The 20,905-nt window shown below is 43.8% G+C and carries 17 protein-coding genes; 11 read left to right on the top strand and 6 right to left on the bottom strand.

The annotated features are described in order from the left end of the window. On the bottom strand, window positions 1–810 hold the full coding sequence (gene minD / locus ACFOEE_RS08350; RefSeq protein ID WP_377123123.1) for a septum site-determining protein MinD: 810 nt from the start codon (window positions 808–810) through the stop codon (window positions 1–3). A 5-nt stretch (window positions 811–815) separates the two neighbouring features. Then, on the bottom strand, window positions 816–1,523 hold the full coding sequence (gene minC, locus ACFOEE_RS08355; RefSeq protein ID WP_377123125.1) for a septum site-determining protein MinC: 708 nt from the start codon (window positions 1,521–1,523) through the stop codon (window positions 816–818). Between the two features lie 147 nt (window positions 1,524–1,670). Between minC and ACFOEE_RS08360 the strand changes: the two genes are divergently transcribed. Next, window positions 1,671–1,952, top strand: coding sequence for a YcgL domain-containing protein (locus ACFOEE_RS08360; RefSeq protein ID WP_377123667.1), 282 nt, complete (start codon window positions 1,671–1,673; stop codon window positions 1,950–1,952). Next, window positions 1,945–2,961: a lytic murein transglycosylase gene (locus tag ACFOEE_RS08365; protein ID WP_377123127.1), complete on the top strand. Its 1,017-nt coding sequence runs from the start codon at window positions 1,945–1,947 to the stop codon at window positions 2,959–2,961. The genes ACFOEE_RS08360 and ACFOEE_RS08365 overlap by 8 nt, the downstream gene beginning before the upstream one ends. Window positions 2,962–3,124: 163 nt before the next feature. Here ACFOEE_RS08365 and ACFOEE_RS08370 read toward each other — a convergent pair whose 3' ends face one another. Continuing rightward, on the bottom strand, window positions 3,125–3,670 hold the full coding sequence (locus ACFOEE_RS08370) for a GbsR/MarR family transcriptional regulator (protein ID WP_377123129.1): 546 nt from the start codon (window positions 3,668–3,670) through the stop codon (window positions 3,125–3,127). Window positions 3,671–3,873: 203 nt separating this feature from the next. Between ACFOEE_RS08370 and ACFOEE_RS08375 the strand changes: the two genes are divergently transcribed. After that, a complete protein-coding gene (locus tag ACFOEE_RS08375) occupies window positions 3,874–5,694 on the top strand; it encodes a DUF885 domain-containing protein (protein ID WP_377123131.1) in 1,821 nt (606 codons plus the stop codon). Between the two features lie 138 nt (window positions 5,695–5,832). Further along, window positions 5,833–6,321, top strand: coding sequence for a YcgN family cysteine cluster protein (locus tag ACFOEE_RS08380; RefSeq protein ID WP_377123133.1), 489 nt, complete (start codon window positions 5,833–5,835; stop codon window positions 6,319–6,321). A 16-nt stretch (window positions 6,322–6,337) separates the two neighbouring features. Here the strand turns inward: ACFOEE_RS08380 and ACFOEE_RS08385 are convergent, their stop codons facing one another. From ACFOEE_RS08385 to ACFOEE_RS08395, 3 genes are all read right to left on the bottom strand, one after another. Next, window positions 6,338–8,485, bottom strand: a complete 2,148-nt coding sequence (locus ACFOEE_RS08385) for an ATP-binding protein (protein WP_377123135.1) — start codon at window positions 8,483–8,485, stop codon at window positions 6,338–6,340. Window positions 8,486–8,594: 109 nt separating this feature from the next. Then, window positions 8,595–9,545, bottom strand: a complete 951-nt coding sequence (locus tag ACFOEE_RS08390; RefSeq protein WP_377123137.1) for a carbohydrate kinase family protein — start codon at window positions 9,543–9,545, stop codon at window positions 8,595–8,597. Further along, entirely contained in the window at window positions 9,542–10,747 is a 1,206-nt protein-coding gene (locus ACFOEE_RS08395) for an AGE family epimerase/isomerase (protein WP_377123139.1), read from the bottom strand. Before ACFOEE_RS08395 ends, ACFOEE_RS08390 begins: the two co-directional genes overlap by 4 nt. Window positions 10,748–10,926: 179 nt before the next feature. Between ACFOEE_RS08395 and ACFOEE_RS08400 the strand changes: the two genes are divergently transcribed. From ACFOEE_RS08400 to ACFOEE_RS08430, 7 genes are all read left to right on the top strand, one after another. Further along, window positions 10,927–12,198: a sugar MFS transporter gene (locus ACFOEE_RS08400; protein ID WP_377123141.1), complete on the top strand. Its 1,272-nt coding sequence runs from the start codon at window positions 10,927–10,929 to the stop codon at window positions 12,196–12,198. 453 nt (window positions 12,199–12,651) lie between these two features. Continuing rightward, window positions 12,652–14,994, top strand: a complete 2,343-nt coding sequence (locus ACFOEE_RS08405) for a GH92 family glycosyl hydrolase (protein ID WP_377123669.1) — start codon at window positions 12,652–12,654, stop codon at window positions 14,992–14,994. Continuing rightward, window positions 14,994–15,821: a basic secretory protein-like protein gene (locus ACFOEE_RS08410; RefSeq protein ID WP_377123143.1), complete on the top strand. Its 828-nt coding sequence runs from the start codon at window positions 14,994–14,996 to the stop codon at window positions 15,819–15,821. Before ACFOEE_RS08405 ends, ACFOEE_RS08410 begins: the two co-directional genes overlap by 1 nt. 261 nt (window positions 15,822–16,082) lie before the next feature. Beyond that, window positions 16,083–17,972 carry a methyl-accepting chemotaxis protein gene (locus ACFOEE_RS08415; protein WP_377123145.1) on the top strand — a complete coding sequence of 630 codons (1,890 nt, stop codon included), beginning with the start codon at window positions 16,083–16,085 and terminating at the stop codon, window positions 17,970–17,972. Between the two features lie 202 nt (window positions 17,973–18,174). Continuing rightward, window positions 18,175–18,531: a hypothetical protein gene (locus ACFOEE_RS08420; protein WP_377123147.1), complete on the top strand. Its 357-nt coding sequence runs from the start codon at window positions 18,175–18,177 to the stop codon at window positions 18,529–18,531. A 244-nt stretch (window positions 18,532–18,775) separates the two neighbouring features. Further along, the gene (locus ACFOEE_RS08425; RefSeq protein ID WP_377123149.1) at window positions 18,776–19,528 is read left to right on the top strand and encodes a DUF3450 domain-containing protein; all 753 of its coding nucleotides are present in this window, start codon (window positions 18,776–18,778) and stop codon (window positions 19,526–19,528) included. A gap of 9 nt (window positions 19,529–19,537) precedes the next feature. After that, on the top strand, window positions 19,538–20,905 hold the full coding sequence (locus ACFOEE_RS08430; RefSeq protein WP_377123151.1) for a MotA/TolQ/ExbB proton channel family protein: 1,368 nt from the start codon (window positions 19,538–19,540) through the stop codon (window positions 20,903–20,905).

Here is a 20,905-nt window from a genome sequence, read left to right on the forward strand (position 1 = left end):
TTATCCTCCGAAAATCCGTTTAAGTAGTCCCTTTTTCTCAGCAGTTAGGAAGCGGAAATCGACCTGTTCACCCAGTAAACGGCTAATAGCATCCATGTAAGCTTGGCCTGCATCAGACTCACTATCCAGAATAACTGGTTGGCCCGAGTTAGAGGCATTCAAAACTGCTTTTGATTCAGGAATAACGCCCAATAAATCAATCGCTAGGATCTCTTGTACATCGTCCACAGAAAGCATTTCGCCTTTGTCTACGCGCTCAGGGTTATAACGTGTCAGCAATAAGTATTCTTTAACTGGCTCAAGGCCTTCGATTGCACGTTTTGATTTACTTTGTAAAATACCTAAAATACGGTCAGAATCACGTACTGACGAGACTTCAGGGTTAGTTACAACTATGGCTTCATCAGCAAAGTAAAGCGCCATCAGTGCGCCAGCTTCAATACCTGCTGGTGAATCGCAGACGATGAAATCAAAGTCTTTTTTCAATTCATTTAAAACCCGCTCAACGCCTTCTTTATTCAGCGCATCTTTATCGCGAGTTTGCGATGCTGGCAAAATATAGAGTTTATCAACGCGTTTATCTTTAATAAGTGTTTGTTTTAAATTGGCTTCGCCGTTGATAACGTTTACAAAATCGTAAACCACGCGACGTTCACAACCCATGATAAGGTCTAAGTTACGAAGGCCAATGTCAAAATCCACAATAGCGGTTTTGTATCCTTTTAGCGCAAGGCCTGTACCAATGGCTGCGCTTGACGTTGTCTTTCCAACACCGCCTTTACCTGATGTAACGACAATTATCTTTGCCATATGATTTATCCTTTGACCAAAGCTAAAATTTCTAAAGTATCATTTTTTTGTTGTATTTGAGCAGGCTTTCCCCAAAACTCACCTTGTAAAGAATCGCTAATCCAGTAGCTGCCATTGATAGACACTAACTCAGCTTCAAGTTTCTGACAGAATATACTGGCTTCACTATGTCCTTTTGCACCGGCAATGGCACGGCCACGTAAAGTGCCATAAATATGAATATTACCGTCAGCTATTACCTCAGCGCCATGGCTTACAGCGCCCAATACAATCAGATCTCTATCTTTAGCATAGACTTGCTGACCAGATCTGACTGTACCATTAACCACTTGAGCAGGGAGATAAATTTCCTTTTCTACTACCTCAGCGGTTGAGTTTTGTGAGTTGTTTTGTTGCGGCTTAATGTCTTGTGAGTAATTTAACACCGACAAGCCTTGCTCTTTCGCAACTTGATGTTGCTCATCGCTACCGTTACAGACTCCAACCGGATTCAATTTTAAATTGCTGAGCAAGCCAGCTAATGCAGAAAAATCTATGACGGCATCTTGCACTTGCGAGAGATTAACGACGATCGGGGCGCCTTGAAAAAATTTTGGGGCTTGAGAGATCTTGTTGTCTAACTCTTTGACCAGTTGTTCTGGATCAAACTTAAACAGATGCAAGACCGAGAGGGTGAAAAGGTTACCTTTTAACTCAAAAATTTGTTCTGACATACGCGCTCAATTATGGTTACAACTCATCATTTTTGATTATTTGACCCCGAAATTAATACGCCGAGGCGAGCTGTAAAACTTTCCAAATACAAGTTAAGTCATGGTATAGTGATGCGAACGGTTAAGCAAGATTTTATGGGCATGAGAATGCTAACAGCAGTATATAAAAGTAGTAAAAAAGCAGATACTTTTCTGTTTGTAGAAAAACGTGACGACTTTACAAAAGTACCAGCACCTTTAATGACGACATTTGGTCGTCCTGTGTTTGTAATGTTGGTCAATCTTGCCGCGCGTGATAAGTTGGGTGTAGCGGATATTGATTCGGTTAAGGCTTCCTTAAGCGAAAAAGGGTTTTACTTACAATTACCGCCACCAGAGGAAAACCTGTTGGATACGTTTAGAAAACAAAACGGAGTAAGTAGTGATTAAAAAACTCAGTGCGATACTCGTTTCAGTTGCAATTTCTGGCTCTGTGTTTGCCAAAACTGAAGCCGAGTTTAACACCTATGTGAGTGGCCTTAAGCAAGAAGCTTTGGCAAAAGGTTATCAGCAAGTGTTAGTCGACAAAGCATTTGCTGATATTAAATTCAAAGAAAAAGTTGTGAAGGCGGACAAGAACCAACCTGAAGTGGTTGAAACGCTGGAAACTTATTTGCCTAAACGAGTGCCTCAGTGGAAAGTGGATAGAGCAAGAGCGCTTTATAAAGAGCATCAGCCACTACTGGAAAAGATAGCTGCTAATTATGGTGTGCAGGCGCGGTTTATTGTTGCCCTATGGGGGCTTGAAAGTAACTTTGGCAAAGTGCAGGGTAGTTTCCCTGTTATTAGCTCGCTAGTAACACTTGCGTTTGATGGTCGCCGTGAGGAAATGTACAAACGTCAGTTATGGGCTGCTTTAGATATTCTCAAAGAAGGCCATATCGATTTTGATAGATTCAAAGGGTCGTGGGCTGGTGCAATGGGACAAACCCAATTTATGCCTACCTCATTTAATTCCTACGCCGTTGATTACAATGGCGACGGCCGCAAAGACATTTGGACTACAACTGAAGACGCGTTTGCTTCTATTGCCAATTACCTCAAACAAGTTGGCTGGAACGATGACCTAACGTGGGGTCGGCAGGTTAAGTTGCCAGAGCAATATCAGCCAGAATGGATTGTCAAGCGTGGTACAAAAACTCGTGAAGAATGGTTAGCTGCGTGGAACAAATCAGAACGTTCTTTAACTGAGTGGCAGGCCTTAGGTTTACGTCGTATGGACGGTAAGGATTTGCCTGTAACAGACTTAAAAGCTGCATTGGTAATGCCTGACAATGAAAAAGGGCGTATGTATTTGGCATATGATAACTATAAGGTGCTGATGCACTGGAATCGTTCTTATTACTTTGCAACTAGCGTTGGTTATTTATCCGATAGAATTGGTTATCCAAAAATCTAGTGGCGTACAACGCATGTACGGATCAATAAAAAAGGCAGCTTCCAACAGGCTGCCTTTTTGGTTGGGCTAGTATTTAAACCGTTTGCTAGATCTGTAAATTTGTTCTACGTTGAGTGACTAAGTCACAGATCCTTGCTTTGAATTAGCTTCGTGCGTGTATGGATTACGCCTTTTTAAATAGTTTATCTTTTAGATCAATTACCTTACTGACTGACGCGCCGAGTTTCATCAACGACTGCAACTGCTCAGGGCTCAAACGCTGTAATTCAGCTGACCATTTCGTGACGGTTTCTAATAAGTCATGGATTTGTTGCATTTGTTGTTGAGCAAAGCGCTCTTGTTCGGTGTGCGCTTCATCTAAGATTTGATCTCGTAACATGCTGAGTGTTGGGTCAATTTCGCGTTTTCTGCGTTCTTCAAAGACTTTATTGGCCAAATCCCAAATACTGCCATTTGGGGCGTAGTACTCTTTGCGATCGCCAGGAATATGGTGCACGCGTACTAACTGCCATGACTGTAACTCCTTGATCCCCATACTGACGTTACCGCGAGAAATTTTAAGCGCATCAGCAATATCATTGGCGGTCAAAGGCTCTGGATTGATCACCAAGAGGCCGACCATTTGCCCAATCGTACGGTTGAAACCCCAACGACTGCCCATTTCGCCACAATGCATTACGAAAGTTTCAATTTTTGGTGTTAGCTTCATGGTTTTAAAGTTTCAATAATTACTGAAATCTAATATAGGGCTGGCCGCTGCCAACTTCAAGCTTTATTTTGTTATTTCATTTAAAGCAAAAAAAGGCGATGATGTCGCGTTTTGAATTTCTTTCAGTACATCACTAGCAGCTTGATATTAAGACTAAAACTAAATCGGGCTGGATGTATTAACTCTTTATAGTGGAAGTATTTATGTTTAAACCCGCGACTTTAATTATCGCTATGGCGGCGGCACTGAGTGGCTGTCAGACTACTAACGAAGCACCAAAGCCGGTGGTAGAAAAAGAGATAGTTGTAAAACAAGCAGTAAATAACGAAGCAGAAAATGCCAAACTCAATGTGTTATTGGAAGCTTATTTTCAACAAAGTTCCGATCTTGCACCTATGTATGGCACTTATTTGGGTGAAGAAAAATACTTTAGCCAGTTCGACTTACCGGTTTTCGAAGCGCGTGCTGCGTATACACAATTGGTTGATAACTATCGCAAACAACTTAGTGAAATTGACCCAAATAAACTCAGTGGCCAAGCAAAATTAAGCTACGACATCATTAGCCGTGATCTTGAGCTCGCAGTGCGTGCGCGCGAATTTCCAAATATTTTATTGCCAATAAACCAAATGGAAGGGCTACATAATGAGTTAGCTGCATTTGGCTCTGGCGAAAGCGCGCAGCCGTTTAATACCGTCGCGGATTATAGAGCTTTCTTAGCTCGGGCTAAAGGGTTCAAGCCATGGCTTGAAAGTGTTAAGGAGGCGATGCGACAAGGGACCGAACAAGGCGTCACTTTACCTAAGCCGCTGGCAATGAAGCTTGTGCCGCAGTTTGCCGCGCATGTGGTTTATAACGCAGAAGACTCTTTGTTTTGGCAACCGATCAAGCGTTTCCCAGTAGGGTTTACTGCCGCAGAGAAGGCCGCTCTGGTCGCTGAGTATAAAGAGGCCATTATGACTGACATCATTCCTGCGTACCGTGATATGGCAGAATTTTTGGAAGAAGTGTACATTCCAAAGTGCCGTACCTCAGTTGGTTTTAGTGATTTACCTAACGGAAAAGCTTGGTATCAGCTGCAAATTGAGTCTCATACTTCATTGGCGCTTGGTGCGGACGAAATCCACGACATTGGTATGCAGGAAGTGACGCGTATTCGCAGTGAGATGGAAAAAGTGCGTGAGCAGGTGGGTTTTAATGGAGATTTACAGGCTTTCTTTAAGCATTTGCGTGATAGCGACGAGTTTTATTTCGATAGCGCAGAAGCCGTGATAAAAGCCTACGAAGAAGTGAAAAAAACCATAGATGCAAAATTACCACTGTTATTTGATGTGGCACCAAAAGCGGATTATGTGGTGAAAGCAGTTGAAGCATTTCGCGCTGAATCAGCGCCGGGCGCATCATATCAGGGCCCATCAGCTGATGGCAGTAATCCAGGCATTTTCTACATCAATACTTTTAACTTAAAAGCGCAGCCTAAGTTTATTGTTGAAACGCTATCCATTCATGAAGCGGCACCAGGGCACCATTTTCAAATTGCATTGCAACAGGAAATTGAAGATTTACCAAGCTTCCGAAAATTTGCCGGCTATACCGTTTTTGCCGAAGGCTGGGCGCTTTACGCAGAAAGCTTAGGTAAAGAGATGGGTTTGTTTAGCGATCCTTATATGTGGTATGGCCGTCTAGTTGACGAGCAGCTACGTGCAATGCGTTTGGTTGTAGATACTGGGTTACATGCTAAAGGCTGGAGTCGCGAGCAAGCAATTGCCTTTATGTTGGAAAATTCGTCTATGGCAGAATCAGATGTAACCGCCGAGGTTGAGCGTTATATCGCATGGCCTGGACAAGCGTTATCTTATAAGCTTGGACAGTTTAAAATTCGCGAATTACGTGATTATGCCACCAGCAAATTGGGCGCAAAATTCGACGTAAAGGCGTTTCATCGCGAAGTGCTGATTGATGGCGCAATGCCCATGCCGATTTTGGAAGCAAAAATCAAAGCTTGGGTTGCGGCTCAGCTTTAAAGAGCGGCTACCGACTCAAACTACTTGAAGCTTTCAATAAGTTAAGCGTAACCTATCAGAGCGGGGCTAACAGTCCCGTTTTTGTTCGACAGTAGCGTGTTAAGCGATTAAAATTAGCTTTTTTTCGGAGAAGTAGCCGTGTCGTTTTGGCTTAGCAAGTCTTTATATGAAATGAATGAACAAGAATGGGAAGCTATCTGTGACGGCTGTGGTAAATGCTGCCTACATTCATTTATTGATTCAGATTATGAAGATGATGCTGATGCTTTTACCGCATTGCGCCCAGGAGAAACGCTGGTTTTTAGCAACATCTCTTGTGCCTATTTAGATGATAGTAACTGTGGCTGTAAAGATTATGCCAACCGTCTGAAAAATGTCCCTACTTGCGTGAAGCTCAGCAAAGAAAACGTTGAACAAGCCTATTTTATGCCGCCAAGCTGCGCCTATCGGCGATTATTAGAAGGGCGTGGCTTGGCTGCTTGGCATCCACTCAATAACGGCGGTAGCCGTGACAAAATGATAGCGCTTGGTCTGACGGTTAAAGGCCGCACAGTGAATGAGGCGAATGTCGATTTTGATGATATCGAAGATTATCTGGTTGACTGGCCGACTTTCGACTGTGAGTGATTATCTGGTTTGTCTACTAATTAACAATTGGAAAAATAATACAGACTTTTAATCCTCCTAGCGGACTGTGGGAAGCCCACACTTCACCGCCATGTAACGACACAATACGTTTTACGATAGCCAGCCCTAAGCCATTGCCTTTACCTTGGCTGCGCGCGCTATCTTCGCGATATAGACGTTCAAACAGTTTGGGTATCGCTGCATCTGACACCCCCGGAGAGGTATCTTCGATACAAAAATAGACCCCACGCTCAGTGACCTCAGCGCTAAAACTAACTTGTCCGGGGGCATGGGTATATTTAGCGCTATTGGTAATAAGGTTGAATAACACCTGAGTCATACGGCTTTTATCAAGCTGTAAAATCAACCCATTACCAAGCTGATTGCGAAAAGTGAATTGATGTTGCTTGACCATTAAGCTGAGCGAGTCTTTAAGTTCCTCTAAATAAGCAAAAACGTTAACTGGCTCAGATTTAAGTTTAAAATCCGGGCTATTGAGACGCGCCAGTTCGGAAATATCCTCCACTAAAGTGGTCAGAGTGACAACTTTGCCACTGAGCTTTTTAAAGGTATCGCTATCGGCTGGCATAAGCCCACATTCTACAGCTTCAATTGTAAGACTAAGTGCAGTTAATGGTGTGCGCAAATCGTGAGAAATGTCCGAAAACAAATTGTCTTTTTGTGTCATCAGTGTTGCTAAATAATCTTTTTCTCGTTGTTCGAGCTTACGCCGATAAAAGACAATCGCTGTGATAATTAACGACAGTAGCAATACAATGACAAAAACGAAGAGCGCTAATAGCTGCTGTTGTTTTTGCTGTTCGACTAAACGCTGTTGCTTAATACGCTCGAGTTCTAGCTGGGTAATGGTCAAGTCTTTGCGATTATGTTCAAGCGTTGAGAGCGCGATACTGCGCTGTAACTCAATTGCCTGCTCGTGCACGCGCTGTCTGATGGCGGCTAACTGAAGGCTAATTTCTAAGGCTAAACTGAGATCTTGGTTAGCCATGGCAAACTGCTGCTTTAACGCTAAGGAGCGGATGTGTTTGGTTATATAACCATGCTCTGTCTCGATGGCGATGGCCTTATCTAGCTCATCATAGCTAAATGGTGGGGTGGTGCTTAAATGGCGAAGACGTGCAAGGTTGTACCAAACATCGCTTTGCATATTGACTTCAGCGTCTTTAGCGAAAAAATACAGCTGCGCTTTTTGTAACGCATTTTGCGCTTGCTGCAATTGTTGTTTATCGAGATAAATGGTCGATAAGTTCAACTCAACCCACGCTTGGTCACGGGCACTGTTGGCGGTAATAAAACTACCACGTGCGGCTTCAGCGAAAATGATAGCAGACTCTAGATTACCGAGCTTAAATTCACTAAAGGAAAGCTTCATTTGGCTGTGGCCAATATCGAGCGGGTCGTTTTTTAGTAGATCTAGCTCTAAGCTTTTCTGAAAATAGAATTTAGCATCAGGGTATAAGGCTAAATCAAGATACGATTGCCCCAATCCATAATAACTGCTGGCGAGATTTTCTTCGGGATAAATCGCCTTTGCAATAGCAAAGGCTTTTAGTTTGAACTCAAGTGCTTGTTGATAGTGAGTTAGACGCTCCAAGTTGCGTCCGAGCTGCGAATACAGCCCTTCGAGATAACGTTGATTACTGTTAGCTTCTGCAAGTGGCAAGTTGTTTAATAGCAGTTTAATCGCGTCTTCATATCTTCCGGTATTGTGATAGATGGCCCCAAGGCGATTGACTAGCAGTAAGTGAAGATTGGTATGCTGCGGCTCCGTTGCGAAAGAAAGACCAAGTTGGACAGTCTTTTCAGCTTCATCATATTGTTGTAATAAGTAGTAGCTGTGCGCTAATGATAAATATAAGTAGCCGAATTGAGGCTCATGCAGCGCATTGGTTGCTAAATATTGTTGTAAAATTGGCAGGGCTTTTTGTGCATTGCCCGAGTCACGATAATCGTTTGCGAGCGTTCTAATATAACTAAGTTGGTAATCTAACGGGTAAGTGGTGAATTGCGCGTCATTGAGTGTTTGCTCGAGCAAGGTAATTCTTTGCTCACGGGGCTTTAACTTGATGGCGTCGAGTTGCTGTAAATCTGCGATTGCTGGTATCGAGCACAACAATAGCAACACAACAATCAATCTACACATTATTTCAACTCAACAGCAAGGGCATTCGAGCCTCTTCTAATACCTTTTTATGGCAAAAATAACAACTGACCTGAGGCGAACTAAGGGTTACCTCAGGTCAATGTCATTATTAGCACATATCCTGTTGCGTTGGTAAAGAAGCAAAAGCGCCTTTTTTGGTCACCGCAAACGCACCGCAGCGACTAGCAAACTCAAGCCAAGCTTCAATTTGCGTCCTGTGATTTAAGCTAGCATTAAAATCAAAAACTGAAGAATGCGCGGAAACTTTTGCAAGCAGCCCACCAACAAAAGCATCGCCCGCGGCTGTGGTGTCGACTGCTTTAACCTTTGGTACATCGACTTGCCCCGACAGTGATGCCGTAAAATAACGTATCGGTTGACTACCGTTAGTGATCACCAAGAGTTTTACGCCTGCGCCAAGAATAGCGTGAATGGTATGTTCTTCAGGCTCTTCTGTATGACTATGGTGGTTAAGATATGTGAGTTCTTCTTGTGATAATTTGACTATGTCACTGAGCGCCATCACATGCCACACTCTTGCCAGTAAATGACGAGTACTTTGCCAGAGATTCTCGCGAAGATTCATATCGAAGCTGCGCAACATACCTTGCTCTTTAGCTTTTTGTAGTGCCAGTACTGTAGTCTTATAAATGTTGTTTTCAGTCAGGCTGTTACTGCAAACATGCAGCACTTTATGTGTCTCGAACATTTCCTTGGCAAAGTCTTCTGCGCGAAACAGTAAGTCAGCAGCAGGTGGGCGATAAAAGCTAAAACTGCGTTCACCGTGTTGATCAAGTGATACAAATGCTAACGCCGTTTTGGCTTCCGTGGTGAAGCGGCAATATTGAGTATTTACGCCAAGACTGGTTAATTCTTGCAACAAAAACTGACCAAACATATCGTCGCCCAGCATGCCACAGAAACTACTGGGTACGCCCAGTTTTGCTGCTGCAACGGCAACATTAGCTGGCGCGCCACCAGCATATTTAGTAAATGATTCAGGCATCTTGCCATCAGACAAGAAATCTATCAGCGCTTCGCCAAAACACACAATGCTCATGCTTGCTCTCGTAATTGATAGGCACGTAATACTTCATAACAGGCGCCCATAGTATGGTAGTCAGTTTTGCCGGCAGGGCTTTTCTCGTCGCTATAAGCTTGGTTATCAACCGTAAGGATACGGAACCAAGCGCCATATTGATGATCAACCATGTGCTGCCAGCTGTATTGCCAAATTTTTGTGTAATGTTGCCAGTATGTTTCGTCGCCTGTGGCGATGGCGAGTAATGCGGCTGCGGCAAAGCTTTCTGCTTGCACCCAGAAGTATTTGTCATTGTCACATACTTGGTTGTCTGGCGCAAAACCGTAAACTAAACCGCCATTGACTTCATCCCAAGCGTATTGCATGGCAGCATCAAATAGCGCTTTTGCTCGCACTACCAACCAGTCATTCGGGCGATGGCGATTTAGAATCAGTAACAGTTTACACCACTCGGTTTGATGCCCTGGTTGAAACCCCCACGGACGGAACAAATGTTTAGGATCATCAAGATTGTAGTGCCAATCAATTTGCCAATCTTGGGTGTAATGCTCCCATACTAAACCTTTGGCAAGGTTAGCTTGCTTAACTGTCATCGTTTCGGCGAGTAAGTAGGCGCGGTCCAAAAACACCTTGTCGTTGGTCGCCTCATAACACATGAGCAGGGCTTCACAGCTATGCATATTGGCATTTTGCCCGCGATAACTGCTAGCTTGGCTAAAGTCTGCATTGTATTCATCAAGGTAGAGGCCAAATTCAGGCTCAAAATACTTTTCTTCGAGTAGCTGCCACACGCGGTAAATGGTTGCGCGTGCCGTTTGGACGCCAGCTTTTAATGCCACTGCATTGGCAAGCAGAACAAAAGCTAAGCCATAACAATGATTTGTACCGTCAACCACTTTCCCATCATGTAACAGCCAAGCATATCCCCCGTTTGCTTGTTTATGTACGGACTCTAAAAAGTCGAGACCATGTTCGACCGCCGCAAGATATTCCGCATTGGGATTTGCAAGATGAGCCATTGCGTAGTTGAACACAAAACGAGTACTGGATACTAAATGGCGTGTGTGTTTATCGTAAATTTCACCATTGTCTTTAAAAAAGTGGAAAAACCCTCCGTTGCTGTCCAAAGCGTTAGGATGGTAAAACTGCATTGTTTTCTCGATGTGTGCTGTAAGAAAAGCACTGCTGCGAAAGTCCACCGCTGAATCTGCGTGTGCCATGAAATCTCCAATCATTCATATTGCTGCAAAGTATATCATAGTCGATAAGTTTATCTGGAACGATCCAATAAAACAATTGTGATTTTCTTGTTACTGTGTGTAAAATCATGGTCACCCAGCTAAAGATCGGGCACAACGACCCAGCAGGCTGAGGTGAGCTAATCTTTTGGAGACAACAAGTGAGTGAAATAAACACTAATCAAACTTATGTCGCTGGTGGCGAAAACGAGCAACAAAATTATCTGCTCCCGCTGACCGCGATGACGACCCTGTTCTTCTTATGGGGTTTTATAACTGTCTTGAACGACGTTCTCATCCCAAGATTAAAAGGCGTGTTCGAGCTAAGCTACACTGAAGCTATGATGATCCAATTTTGTTTCTTCAGTGCTTATTTTGTTGTGTCATTGCCAGCGGGTGCGCTTGTAAAGCGTTTTGGCTACAAAAATGGCGTACTCACAGGATTAGTGGTGGCTTCTGCGGGTTGTTTACTCTTCTATCCTGCGGTAGTGGTGCATGAGTTTTGGTTGTTTTTAACCGCTCTGTTCGTATTGGCGTCTGGGATCACAGTGTTGCAGGTTTCTGCAAACCCCTATGTTGCTGCACTTGGTCCTGCAAAAACCGCATCAAGTCGTTTGAACTTAGCGCAAGCGCTCAACTCACTTGGAACAACTGTCGGTCCTTGGGTTGGCAGCATTTTACTGTTCGGTGCCGCCGGTGGTTTAGCCGCAGAGGCGGGAAGCGCTGAAAACGTAAAAGTACCTTATTTATTTTTAGCAGCAGCACTTTTAACCATTGCGGTGGTATTTGCATTTTTAAAACTGCCAGTGATCAAAGAGCATACCGAAGAGCTAGATTGTAAAGCAAAAGGTCACTCACTGACTGAAGCGCCGCATTTAATGTTCGGTGTCGTGGCCATATTTTGCTATGTTGGTGGCGAGGTCGCGATTGGTAGCTTTTTAGTTAATTATTTCGGTGAAGCGCATATTGCTGGGCTTGAAGAACACGCCGCAGCTAAGCTTATTGCCTATTACTGGGGTGGTGCTATGGTTGGCCGCTTTATCGGCTCGATTGTGCTGCAAAAAGTAGCGCCTTCACATGCCTTATTGTTTAACGCTATTTGTATCATCACACTGCTAGTTATCACTATGAGTACTTCGGGTAATGTTGCGATGTACAGCGTACTTGCTATTGGGTTATTTAACTCAATCATGTTCCCAACGATTTTCTCTATTGCCATTGATGGACTTGGCTCACTGACGAGTAAAGGCTCAGGTTGGTTGTGTTTGGCCATTGTTGGCGGCGCCATTGTGCCATTACTGCAAGGTGTTGTTGCAGACACCGCGGGGATTCAGATGAGCTTTGTGGTTCCAGTTGTGTGTTATGCGTTTATCGCTTGGTACGCACTTAACTACGTGCGCTTCAATCAAAGTTGGCAGCAAAAACTGCTGTAAACTGAGCTTTGAAGGATAAGTTTTAACAGTATTGTTAGCACTTCTGCGAAAAGGCAAGGACACACCTTGCCTTTTGATTTTGCCTATAAATAAGCTATTTTCCCATTTATTTCATTACGTCCTACTTAGTTGTTAACTGGATTTAGCAAAAACTATTGAATACGTATTCATTCTCGCGTTATGATAGTTGTATATGGAACGATCCAAAATATCTTTTTTAGCTTCCAACGTTGTATTTGATCGAAGCGTTAGGGGCGCCGAGAAACTTACTTATAGGCATGCATAACTGAGTTAAAAGCAATAAATTAAACAGTAAAAACAAGTTACTGTGTGATTACACTGATTTTGTGGCTAGCAACAACAGTACATGATGTCATTATTTCAAAAACCAAGGCAGGAGGGCGCATGAGACGCTCATTATTAACAACAAGTCAGACGCTGAATATAGTGAAAATGATTGCAGCTGCTGGAGCGATTCTTACCGCAACAGTGGTACAGTCGGCGACGGCTAAAACTAACAATACCCAATGGGTTGACCCTTTCATTGGCACCGGTGGGGATGGGCATTTATTCCCGGGCGCAGTGGTGCCATTTGGCATGGTGCAGCTCAGCCCTGACACGGATAATCCAATGCGCGGTGTTAGTCCGCAGGCGGATATTTATAAGCGCTGCGCAGGTTACCATTACGATGATGAAACCATTATGGGCTTTTCACACACTCATTTTTCTGGAACGGGTCACTCAGATCTAGGTGATTTGTTGATCATGCCTATTACTGGTGAAGTGAAAACCTCACCGGGCACAGCTACCGATCCAGACAGTGGCTATCGCTCACGTTTCTCACACGATGCTGAATGGGCGTCACCGGGTTATTATGCGGTTGAACTCAAAGATTACAATATCAAAGCCGAGCTTACCGCAACTACCCGTGTCGGTATGCACCGTTATGACTTCAAAGATGCCGAGCAAGGCCATGTATTGATTGATCTGACTTCGGCTATCTATAATTTTAAAAATAAAGTGCTGTGGAGTGAAATCCGCCAAATTGACGACCGCACTTTAGTTGCATACCGCGCGACGAACGGTTGGGCAGAAAACCGCCCGATGTATTTCGCCATTCAATTCTCCCAACCTATTAGTAATGCCGAATTTATTAACGAAGACAATAATCGCTATCGCTGCATGGGGTGTATTGGCAAAACCAAGCACAGCACGATTGAAAATAAAGCTGTGCGTAAAGCGGCAGGGAAAGCACTTAAATTCGTTGCAAGTTTTGATAATGTCAAACAAAACCCACTAATAGTAAAAGTGGGTTTGTCAGCGGTAAGTCGTAAAAATGCGTTAGAGAATTTGACAACTGAGGTACCTGATTGGGACTTCGATAAAGTGCGCGCAGCGGCAAGTCAGCAATGGGCAAACTATTTAGATAAAGTCCAAGTTGAAGGCAGTGTTTCGCAAAAACGCCAGTTTTACACTGCGCTTTATCACGCTTTACAAGCGCCAAATATCTACCAAGACGTAAACGGTCAGTATCTTGGTGTTGATGGCGAAATTCATGACGGAAAGAGTTTTGAGCATTACACTTTGTTCTCATTGTGGGATACGTATCGCGCGTTACACCCACTTTTAACTTACATAGACCCTGAGCGAGTGTCCGGTATGGTGCAGTCCATGTTGGTGCATTACCAACAAAGTTACGAAAAAATGCTGCCAGTTTGGTCGTTCCATGGTCACGAAACTTGGACCATGATTGGCTACCATGCTGTGTCTGTGATTGCAGACGCCTACCTAAAAGGCATTCGCAACTACGATGTGGATTTAGCCCTTGAAGCCATTCGTAACACTGCAAATAACCCAGTCTACGACGCTATCCCTGAGTACAAAAAATACGGCTATGTACCACGTGATGTATTGCCTGAGTCGGTGTCTATCACGCTTGAGTATGCTTACGATGATTTTGCCATTGCCCAAATGCTTAAAGCCTTGGGTAAGCAACAAGAGGCGGATCAATACTTCGCTCGCGCCCTAAATTATCGCAATGTGTTTGATAAAGAAACGAGCTACATGCGTGGCAAAGACAGCCAAGGTGTTTGGGAACCGGACTTCAATCCGATGGAAGCCAAATATATGGGCTCCTATACGGAAGGAAACGCTAAGCAGTATAGTTTTTATGTACCGCATGACGTAGCAGGTTTAATCGCGTTAATGGGGGGAGATGATGCGTTCGAAAATCGGATTGATGCGTTATTTGATACCCATTTGTCAGCTGAAATGATTAAAGAACATGAAGATATCGCTGGTCTTATCGGTAACTACGCGCATGGCAACGAACCGAGTCATCATATTGCCTACCTCTACAATTACGCCGGCAAGCCATGGCGTACGCAGGAGCGTATTCGTCAAATCATGGATACCTTAAGTTCAGATAAACCAGATGGTCTGGCGGGTAATGACGATGTCGGACAAATGTCAGCTTGGTATATTTTCTCGGCAATGGGCTTTTACCCAGTAGCACCAGGCGACTTAAGTTATGCCATTGGCGCGCCGCAAGTACCAAAAGTAACGCTGACGCTTGCCAACGGTAAACAGTTTACCACCGTGGCAAAAGGCTTGAGCGAAGCCAACAAATATATCGTTAATGCAACCTTAAACGGTCAACCTTTACTACGCAGCTATATTACCCATGATGATATTCAAAATGGCGGTACACTAGAGTATGAAATGGGTGATAAGCCGAATAAAACTTGGGGTAAAGCGATTGAAGCGCGCCCACCAAGCTTGTCGGAATATCAATAATGGCGCACCTTAAACTATCATCCTTACTTGTTGCTGGTGCGCTGATTGCGCCAGCAGCTGTAGCAAGTACATTTGATACTGGCTTAAAACCCTTGGAATTTGATGCGGTAGCAAGCTGGCAGCACTTTGTGTTACCTAAAATTACGCTGGTTACCGATACCCAAGCACAATCGACACTTTGGCAAGCTCTAACCGAGCAGCAGGTGCAAACCATCGCTTTGCGAGTAGCGCGGATACTCTATCAGGACTCAGACCAAGCGCCGCAATTACCAACGCTGAGTTTAACGCTCAAAGAGATGAAGGGCGTTGCATATAAAGATGGCAACTTTTCTGGTGCAGCGATTTATGTCAGCCGCGAATACCTTGACAAATTTCAGCAACAACATGGCGCAGCGGCCGCTTTTCAAGAGCTGATCGGCATTCTGTATCATGAAATTGCTCATGCCTATCAGCTTGATGACCACAACTACAAGGAAATCGGTCCAATTATTGAAGGTATTGCTGATGTGGTGCGTTATAAAGCTGGATATATCCCGCAAAGCGCACGTAAACTCGGTGGTAACTATGATAGCGGCTATAAAACTACAGCATTTTATTTACTGTGGTTAGAGCAAAATGGTTACCCGAACATGCTGACTCAAATCAATGCGTCGTTAAACCCACACGATGGGCAAAAATGGTCTTGGTCTTGGTTTGCGACTACAACAGGATTGGACTTTGCTAGCAGTTGGCAAACTTACCAAGCCGAGTTAAGTAAAGAGTTAGCTCAAGAGTTACCTCAAGAGGTAACTCGAGAATTAAGCAAAGCGCAAGGGGCAGCCTTATAAGCTAGATTCAAATTTCACGCTCAAAAAAGCCGTACTGAAAATGCCGTTCTTAAATAAGCGCGGCATTTTTGTAATCTATTTTATATCTATGGTCAGCTAAACAATACTTGGTGCCTATCTTGCCTACAAATATCAGGTGTGCGAATTTTTGACGCGTGTAAAGACGGATTTACCCTGCTTTTGATGGATAAGCAAAGACAGGCGCTAAAATTTTTGCTAAAAAGAAAACGTAACAAGCGAATAACAACTCTAAGGCTCAGGATGTTTAACTCTTTTAAATTTACCACCAAGGTTACTTTAGCCGCCTCCATGTTGTTGGTGGTGGTGCTTGGTCTTTTCACCGTGAATAACTTCATTTTAATGCGGGGTCAAACACAGACTCAATTAGTGTCAGTGTTAAACGAAATTTCCGAGTCAGTATCACGTAACATAGCTAACTGGCTCAATGGCAAATTGCAAATAGTAGTTTCTATCGCCGATGGCTACAAAGACAGCGACAGCAAAGAAGATACTTTAAGACGAATTAAAACCGCTGATAAAGCAGGGGATTTTAAAAACGTCTTTATCGGTAAAACCGACGGTACTTTTGTGCTGGACGACCAAACAATCTCATTACCTGCCGATTATGACGCAACGACTCGCCCTTGGTATAAACTGGCTGAAGCAACGCGCGACACCGCCTTTACCAGCCCTTATATTGATGTTACGACCAATGATTTAACCATTACTGCTGTGGTGCCCGTTAACGTCAATGGGCGTTTTGCTGGTGTAGCGGGTGGTGATATTGATATGACTACTATCGCCAAAATCGTTAACGAAGTGGATTTTCTTGGCTTTGGCTACGCGTTTTTAGTCGATAAACAAGGCAGAATTTTAAGTCACCCCAACAAAGCATTAAACGACAAACCTATGGATGCGTTGTTTGGCAAGATGTTGGCACTTGACCCTAGCTTTAACGAGCAAACTATAGATGGTGAAGATAAGCTGGTATCTTTTATCAAAGTAACTGGGATTAAAAACGTCGATTGGTACTTAGGTGTGGTGATCAACGAAGAAATTGCCTATTCATCGGTTGCCACCTTCCGCAATATGGCCGCAATTTACATGTTGCTTGGGGTAATTGCGATTGTGGTTGCGATGCAAGTGTTACTTAAGTATCTGATGCGTCCTGTTGTACATTTAAATGAAGCGATAAAAGACATAGCTCAAGGGGAAGGCGACCTAACTCGCCGCCTCGACATTCAGCAAGATGATGAATTTGGCGAGTTATCGCACTACTTCAATCAGTTTATTGAAAAAATCCATGTTTCTATCACGCAAGCAAAGGACTCAACCTTACAATTAGAGCGTTCAGTTGCCAGCTTAGTGGCGCAAACTCAATCTACTCTAGATATGTATAGCGAACAGATCAAGCGCACGGATAATGTTGCGACTGCAATTAATGAGCTTTCTTCAAGCGCGATTGAGATCTCAAATAACGCCGATCATGCGTCGAAACTCGCCACTGATGCCAATAAAGTCTCAGTGTTGAGCCAAGAAACCTTAAGTACTAACATTCGTTCTATTGAAGCACTCTCAAGCAAAATGCTGAATGCGCAAGAGACCGTTGATAGTTTGGATAAACACTCAGCTAGTATCGGCCAAGTGTTAGAGGTTATTCGTGGCGTATCTGAGCAAACCAATTTGCTGGCATTAAATGCGGCAATTGAAGCGGCGCGTGCTGGCGAGGCTGGGCGCGGTTTTGCTGTGGTAGCGGATGAAGTGCGTCAGTTAGCGCAGCGTACTCAAGAATCAACCCAAGAGATCCAAAGTACCATTGCGCAGTTGCAACAAGGTTCAAGCACCGCTGTAAGCGTTATGAAAGCGAGTATTGCTGATACTGTAAAAACTGTCGAGCAAGCGTCTGCTGCAGGGGAGCGCATGCATGAAGTCAGCAATGCAATTGATGCCATTGACGGAGTGAACCATGCTGTGGCGAATGCGACCCAAGAGCAAAATGCAGTTATTCAGTCATTGGACAGTGACATTCACACTATCAGCGACTTGTCAGTGCAAGGAGCCGACAACTTGCGTGCCACGCTAGCCGAGTGCAATCACTTACAAAAACAGTTTGAAGAGCTGGAAAAAATGGTGCTTAAATTTAAAGTATAAGCCTGAAAACAGCACAAAAGTTAGACGGAAAAGCCAAGTTACAAACTTGGCTTTTTTGTCGATAAATAAAATTGCCGTAATTATGAAAAAAATTCGCCGACAGGACAGCTTACGTCCTTGTCAAAATTCGATTTTATTGATTAAACTCACCTCACTAAGCAACTATAAAATCTATGTTTAATTTTCTTCTAAGGAACCTTGCATGAAGAGATTTTATAAACATCCAGTCAAACCAGAATGGGGCGTGACTTTCGTCGATTTAGACGAATGTAGCAATGAATTTGAAGAGTTCATGTTCTCTGATATTGGCTTGAAAAAACTAAAGCTGGAAATCGTCAAAGCCCATTTAGTGCAGCTCAGTGAGCAAGAGCTCCAAGCCTTGGATGAAAAAACCAAGAGGAAGTTAGAAAGCTATGCCCCTGCGCCAATATTTGCGGCCAAAGGCAGTGTGCCTGCGAAAGCGGAAAAGCCCGTGAAAGATGATGACGATATCGAGTTTGAAGACATCGAAATCGAAGATTCTGAATGGATGGATGAAGAAGAAGAAATAGACGACTAAGAGTTTTATAGCAGCTTTGCTTAGACTTAACTTTTCGGGGTAAGCCTCCTTACCCCAAGTGCCCTTCGCCACGTATACCTTGTAGTACTAAACAATACAACTTGCCAAACACCTGCGCAAAAGATGTCGTAATTATTACATATGTAATATTACTGTATTATTGAAGCAACACGGTTGTCATTTTCTCGCAGTACACTTTGCGCCATTCCAATTATAGCAACTTGCAATAACTAAGGTGTGTGCGATGAAATGCGTTAAGCCCCTGTTGTTAGCTACGGCAATCGCCTCTGCGGCCTATGCGTCAGCTAATGAACTGAATACTGTCATTGAAAAAAGTAGTGCAATCAATGAATCTGCCATAAAAACGCAGGGTAAAATTGATGACATCACAGATTCAATGCAATCTCGTCTCAATAAATTCAAAACGCTGAATAAAGAAATTGATGGTTTAACTGTCTATAACGCACAGTTAAGTAAACAAATCAAAAACCAACTTGAAGAAATGGCTGCAATCAATGCTTCTATGGATCAAGTTTCGGTTATCGAGCGTCAGATCACGCCACTAATGATGCGCATGATAACTGGCCTTGAGCAATTCGTTGCGCTTGATGTGCCTTTCTTACCAACCGAGCGTGCTGAGCGTGTTGCTGGCCTTAAAGCCCTAATGGAGCGCGCAGACGTATCAAGCAGTGAAAAATTCCGCCGAGTGCTTGAAGCCTATCAAGTTGAAATGGACTACGGCCGCACTATCGAAGCTTATACCGCATTACAAACGATTAATGGTCAGGAACGCGAAGTGGACTTTTTACGTATCGGTCGCTTAGAGCTACTTTACCTCACTAAAGATGGTCAGCAAGCGGGCGCATGGGATGCCGATAGCAAACAGTTTATCGCATTACCCGATTCAAACATTTCTCAGATCAGCAAAGGTCTACGTATTGCGCGTAAACAGCTTGCCCCTGATATGTTGACATTACCAGTACAGGCAGCGGAATAAGAGGTTAGCATGCAATTATTCAAACAATTCTCTAAAGCTGCGGTATTGGCAGCAACAGTAGCGCTTTCAAACGGTGCGATGGCTGAAGAAGCAATGAACTTAGATTCATTGTTAAAGACCTTAGAGCAAGGCCAAGCCACACAAAACCAACAAAACCGTCAGCGTGAAGCAGATTTTAAAGCCCAAGAATCAAAGCAACTACAAATGCTCCGCGACCTTGAGCAAGACCGTAACGCTAAGTTACAGGAGTCAGAGCGTCTTGAAACCGGTTTTGAAGAAAACGAAATCAAGCTGGCGAATTTGACTGATACGCTTTCTAAGCGCATGGGTTCGTTAAAAGAGCTGTTCGGTGTGTTACAACAAGTAGCAGGCGACAGTAGTAATAAATTCAGCACCTCGACTGTTTCCGCTGAAATTCAAGGTCGTAGCGACTTTATGAATGAATTGGCACAAAAAATGGGCTCAACAACTCGCCTTGCGTCAATTGAAGACATCGAAAAAGTCTGGTTCGAAATTCAGCGTGAAATGACTGAACAAGGTAAAGTGAAGCGTTTCAACAGTGAAGTTATCGTTGCTGGTGGCGCCAAAGAAAGCAAAGAAGTGGTACGCATTGGTGCGTTCAACTTAGTTGCCGATGGTAAATACCTAAGCTTCAACCCAGCAACCAATACTTTGTCTGAACTAACCCGCCAACCAGTATCTCGTTTCACTGAAACGGCTGCCGATATTCAAGCGGCTAAATCAGGTCGAGTAGATTTCGCATTAGACCCAACGGGTGGTTCAATCCTTGGTCTGTTGGTTCAAGCGCCAACTACGGAAGAGCAAATTCACCAAGGTGATACAGTAGGTTATGTGATTATCGCAGTGGGCTTAGTGGCATTACTTATCGCCCTTGAGCGTTTCTTCGCACTGATGATCATGGGTGCAAAAATCAATCGCCAACTTAAAGACACTGTTGCGCGTGAAGATAATCCGTTGGGTCGTGTGATGAAAGTTAAAGAGCAATACCCCAATGTGGCCTATGACACTTTAGAGCTAAAATTAAGCGAAGCGATTTTACGTGAAATGCCAAAAATCACGCGTAACCTAACGCTTATCAAAATTATCTCTGTGGTAGCGCCGTTATTAGGTCTACTTGGTACGGTAACCGGTATGATTAATACCTTCCAAGCGATTACTTTATTTGGTACTGGCGACCCGAAACTGATGGCGGGTGGTATTTCTCAAGCTCTAGTCACAACGGTACTTGGTCTTGTGGTTGCTATCCCGACTGTATTCCTCTACACCATTTTAAATACTCGCTCACGTAACTTGTTGTTAATTCTTCAAGAGCAGTCAGCTGGCATCATCGCAGAGCGTAGCGAAAAAGGAGCGTAA

The sequence above is a fragment of the Pseudoalteromonas fenneropenaei genome, assembly GCF_042643375.1.
Lineage (GTDB): Bacteria > Pseudomonadota > Gammaproteobacteria > Enterobacterales > Alteromonadaceae > Pseudoalteromonas > Pseudoalteromonas fenneropenaei.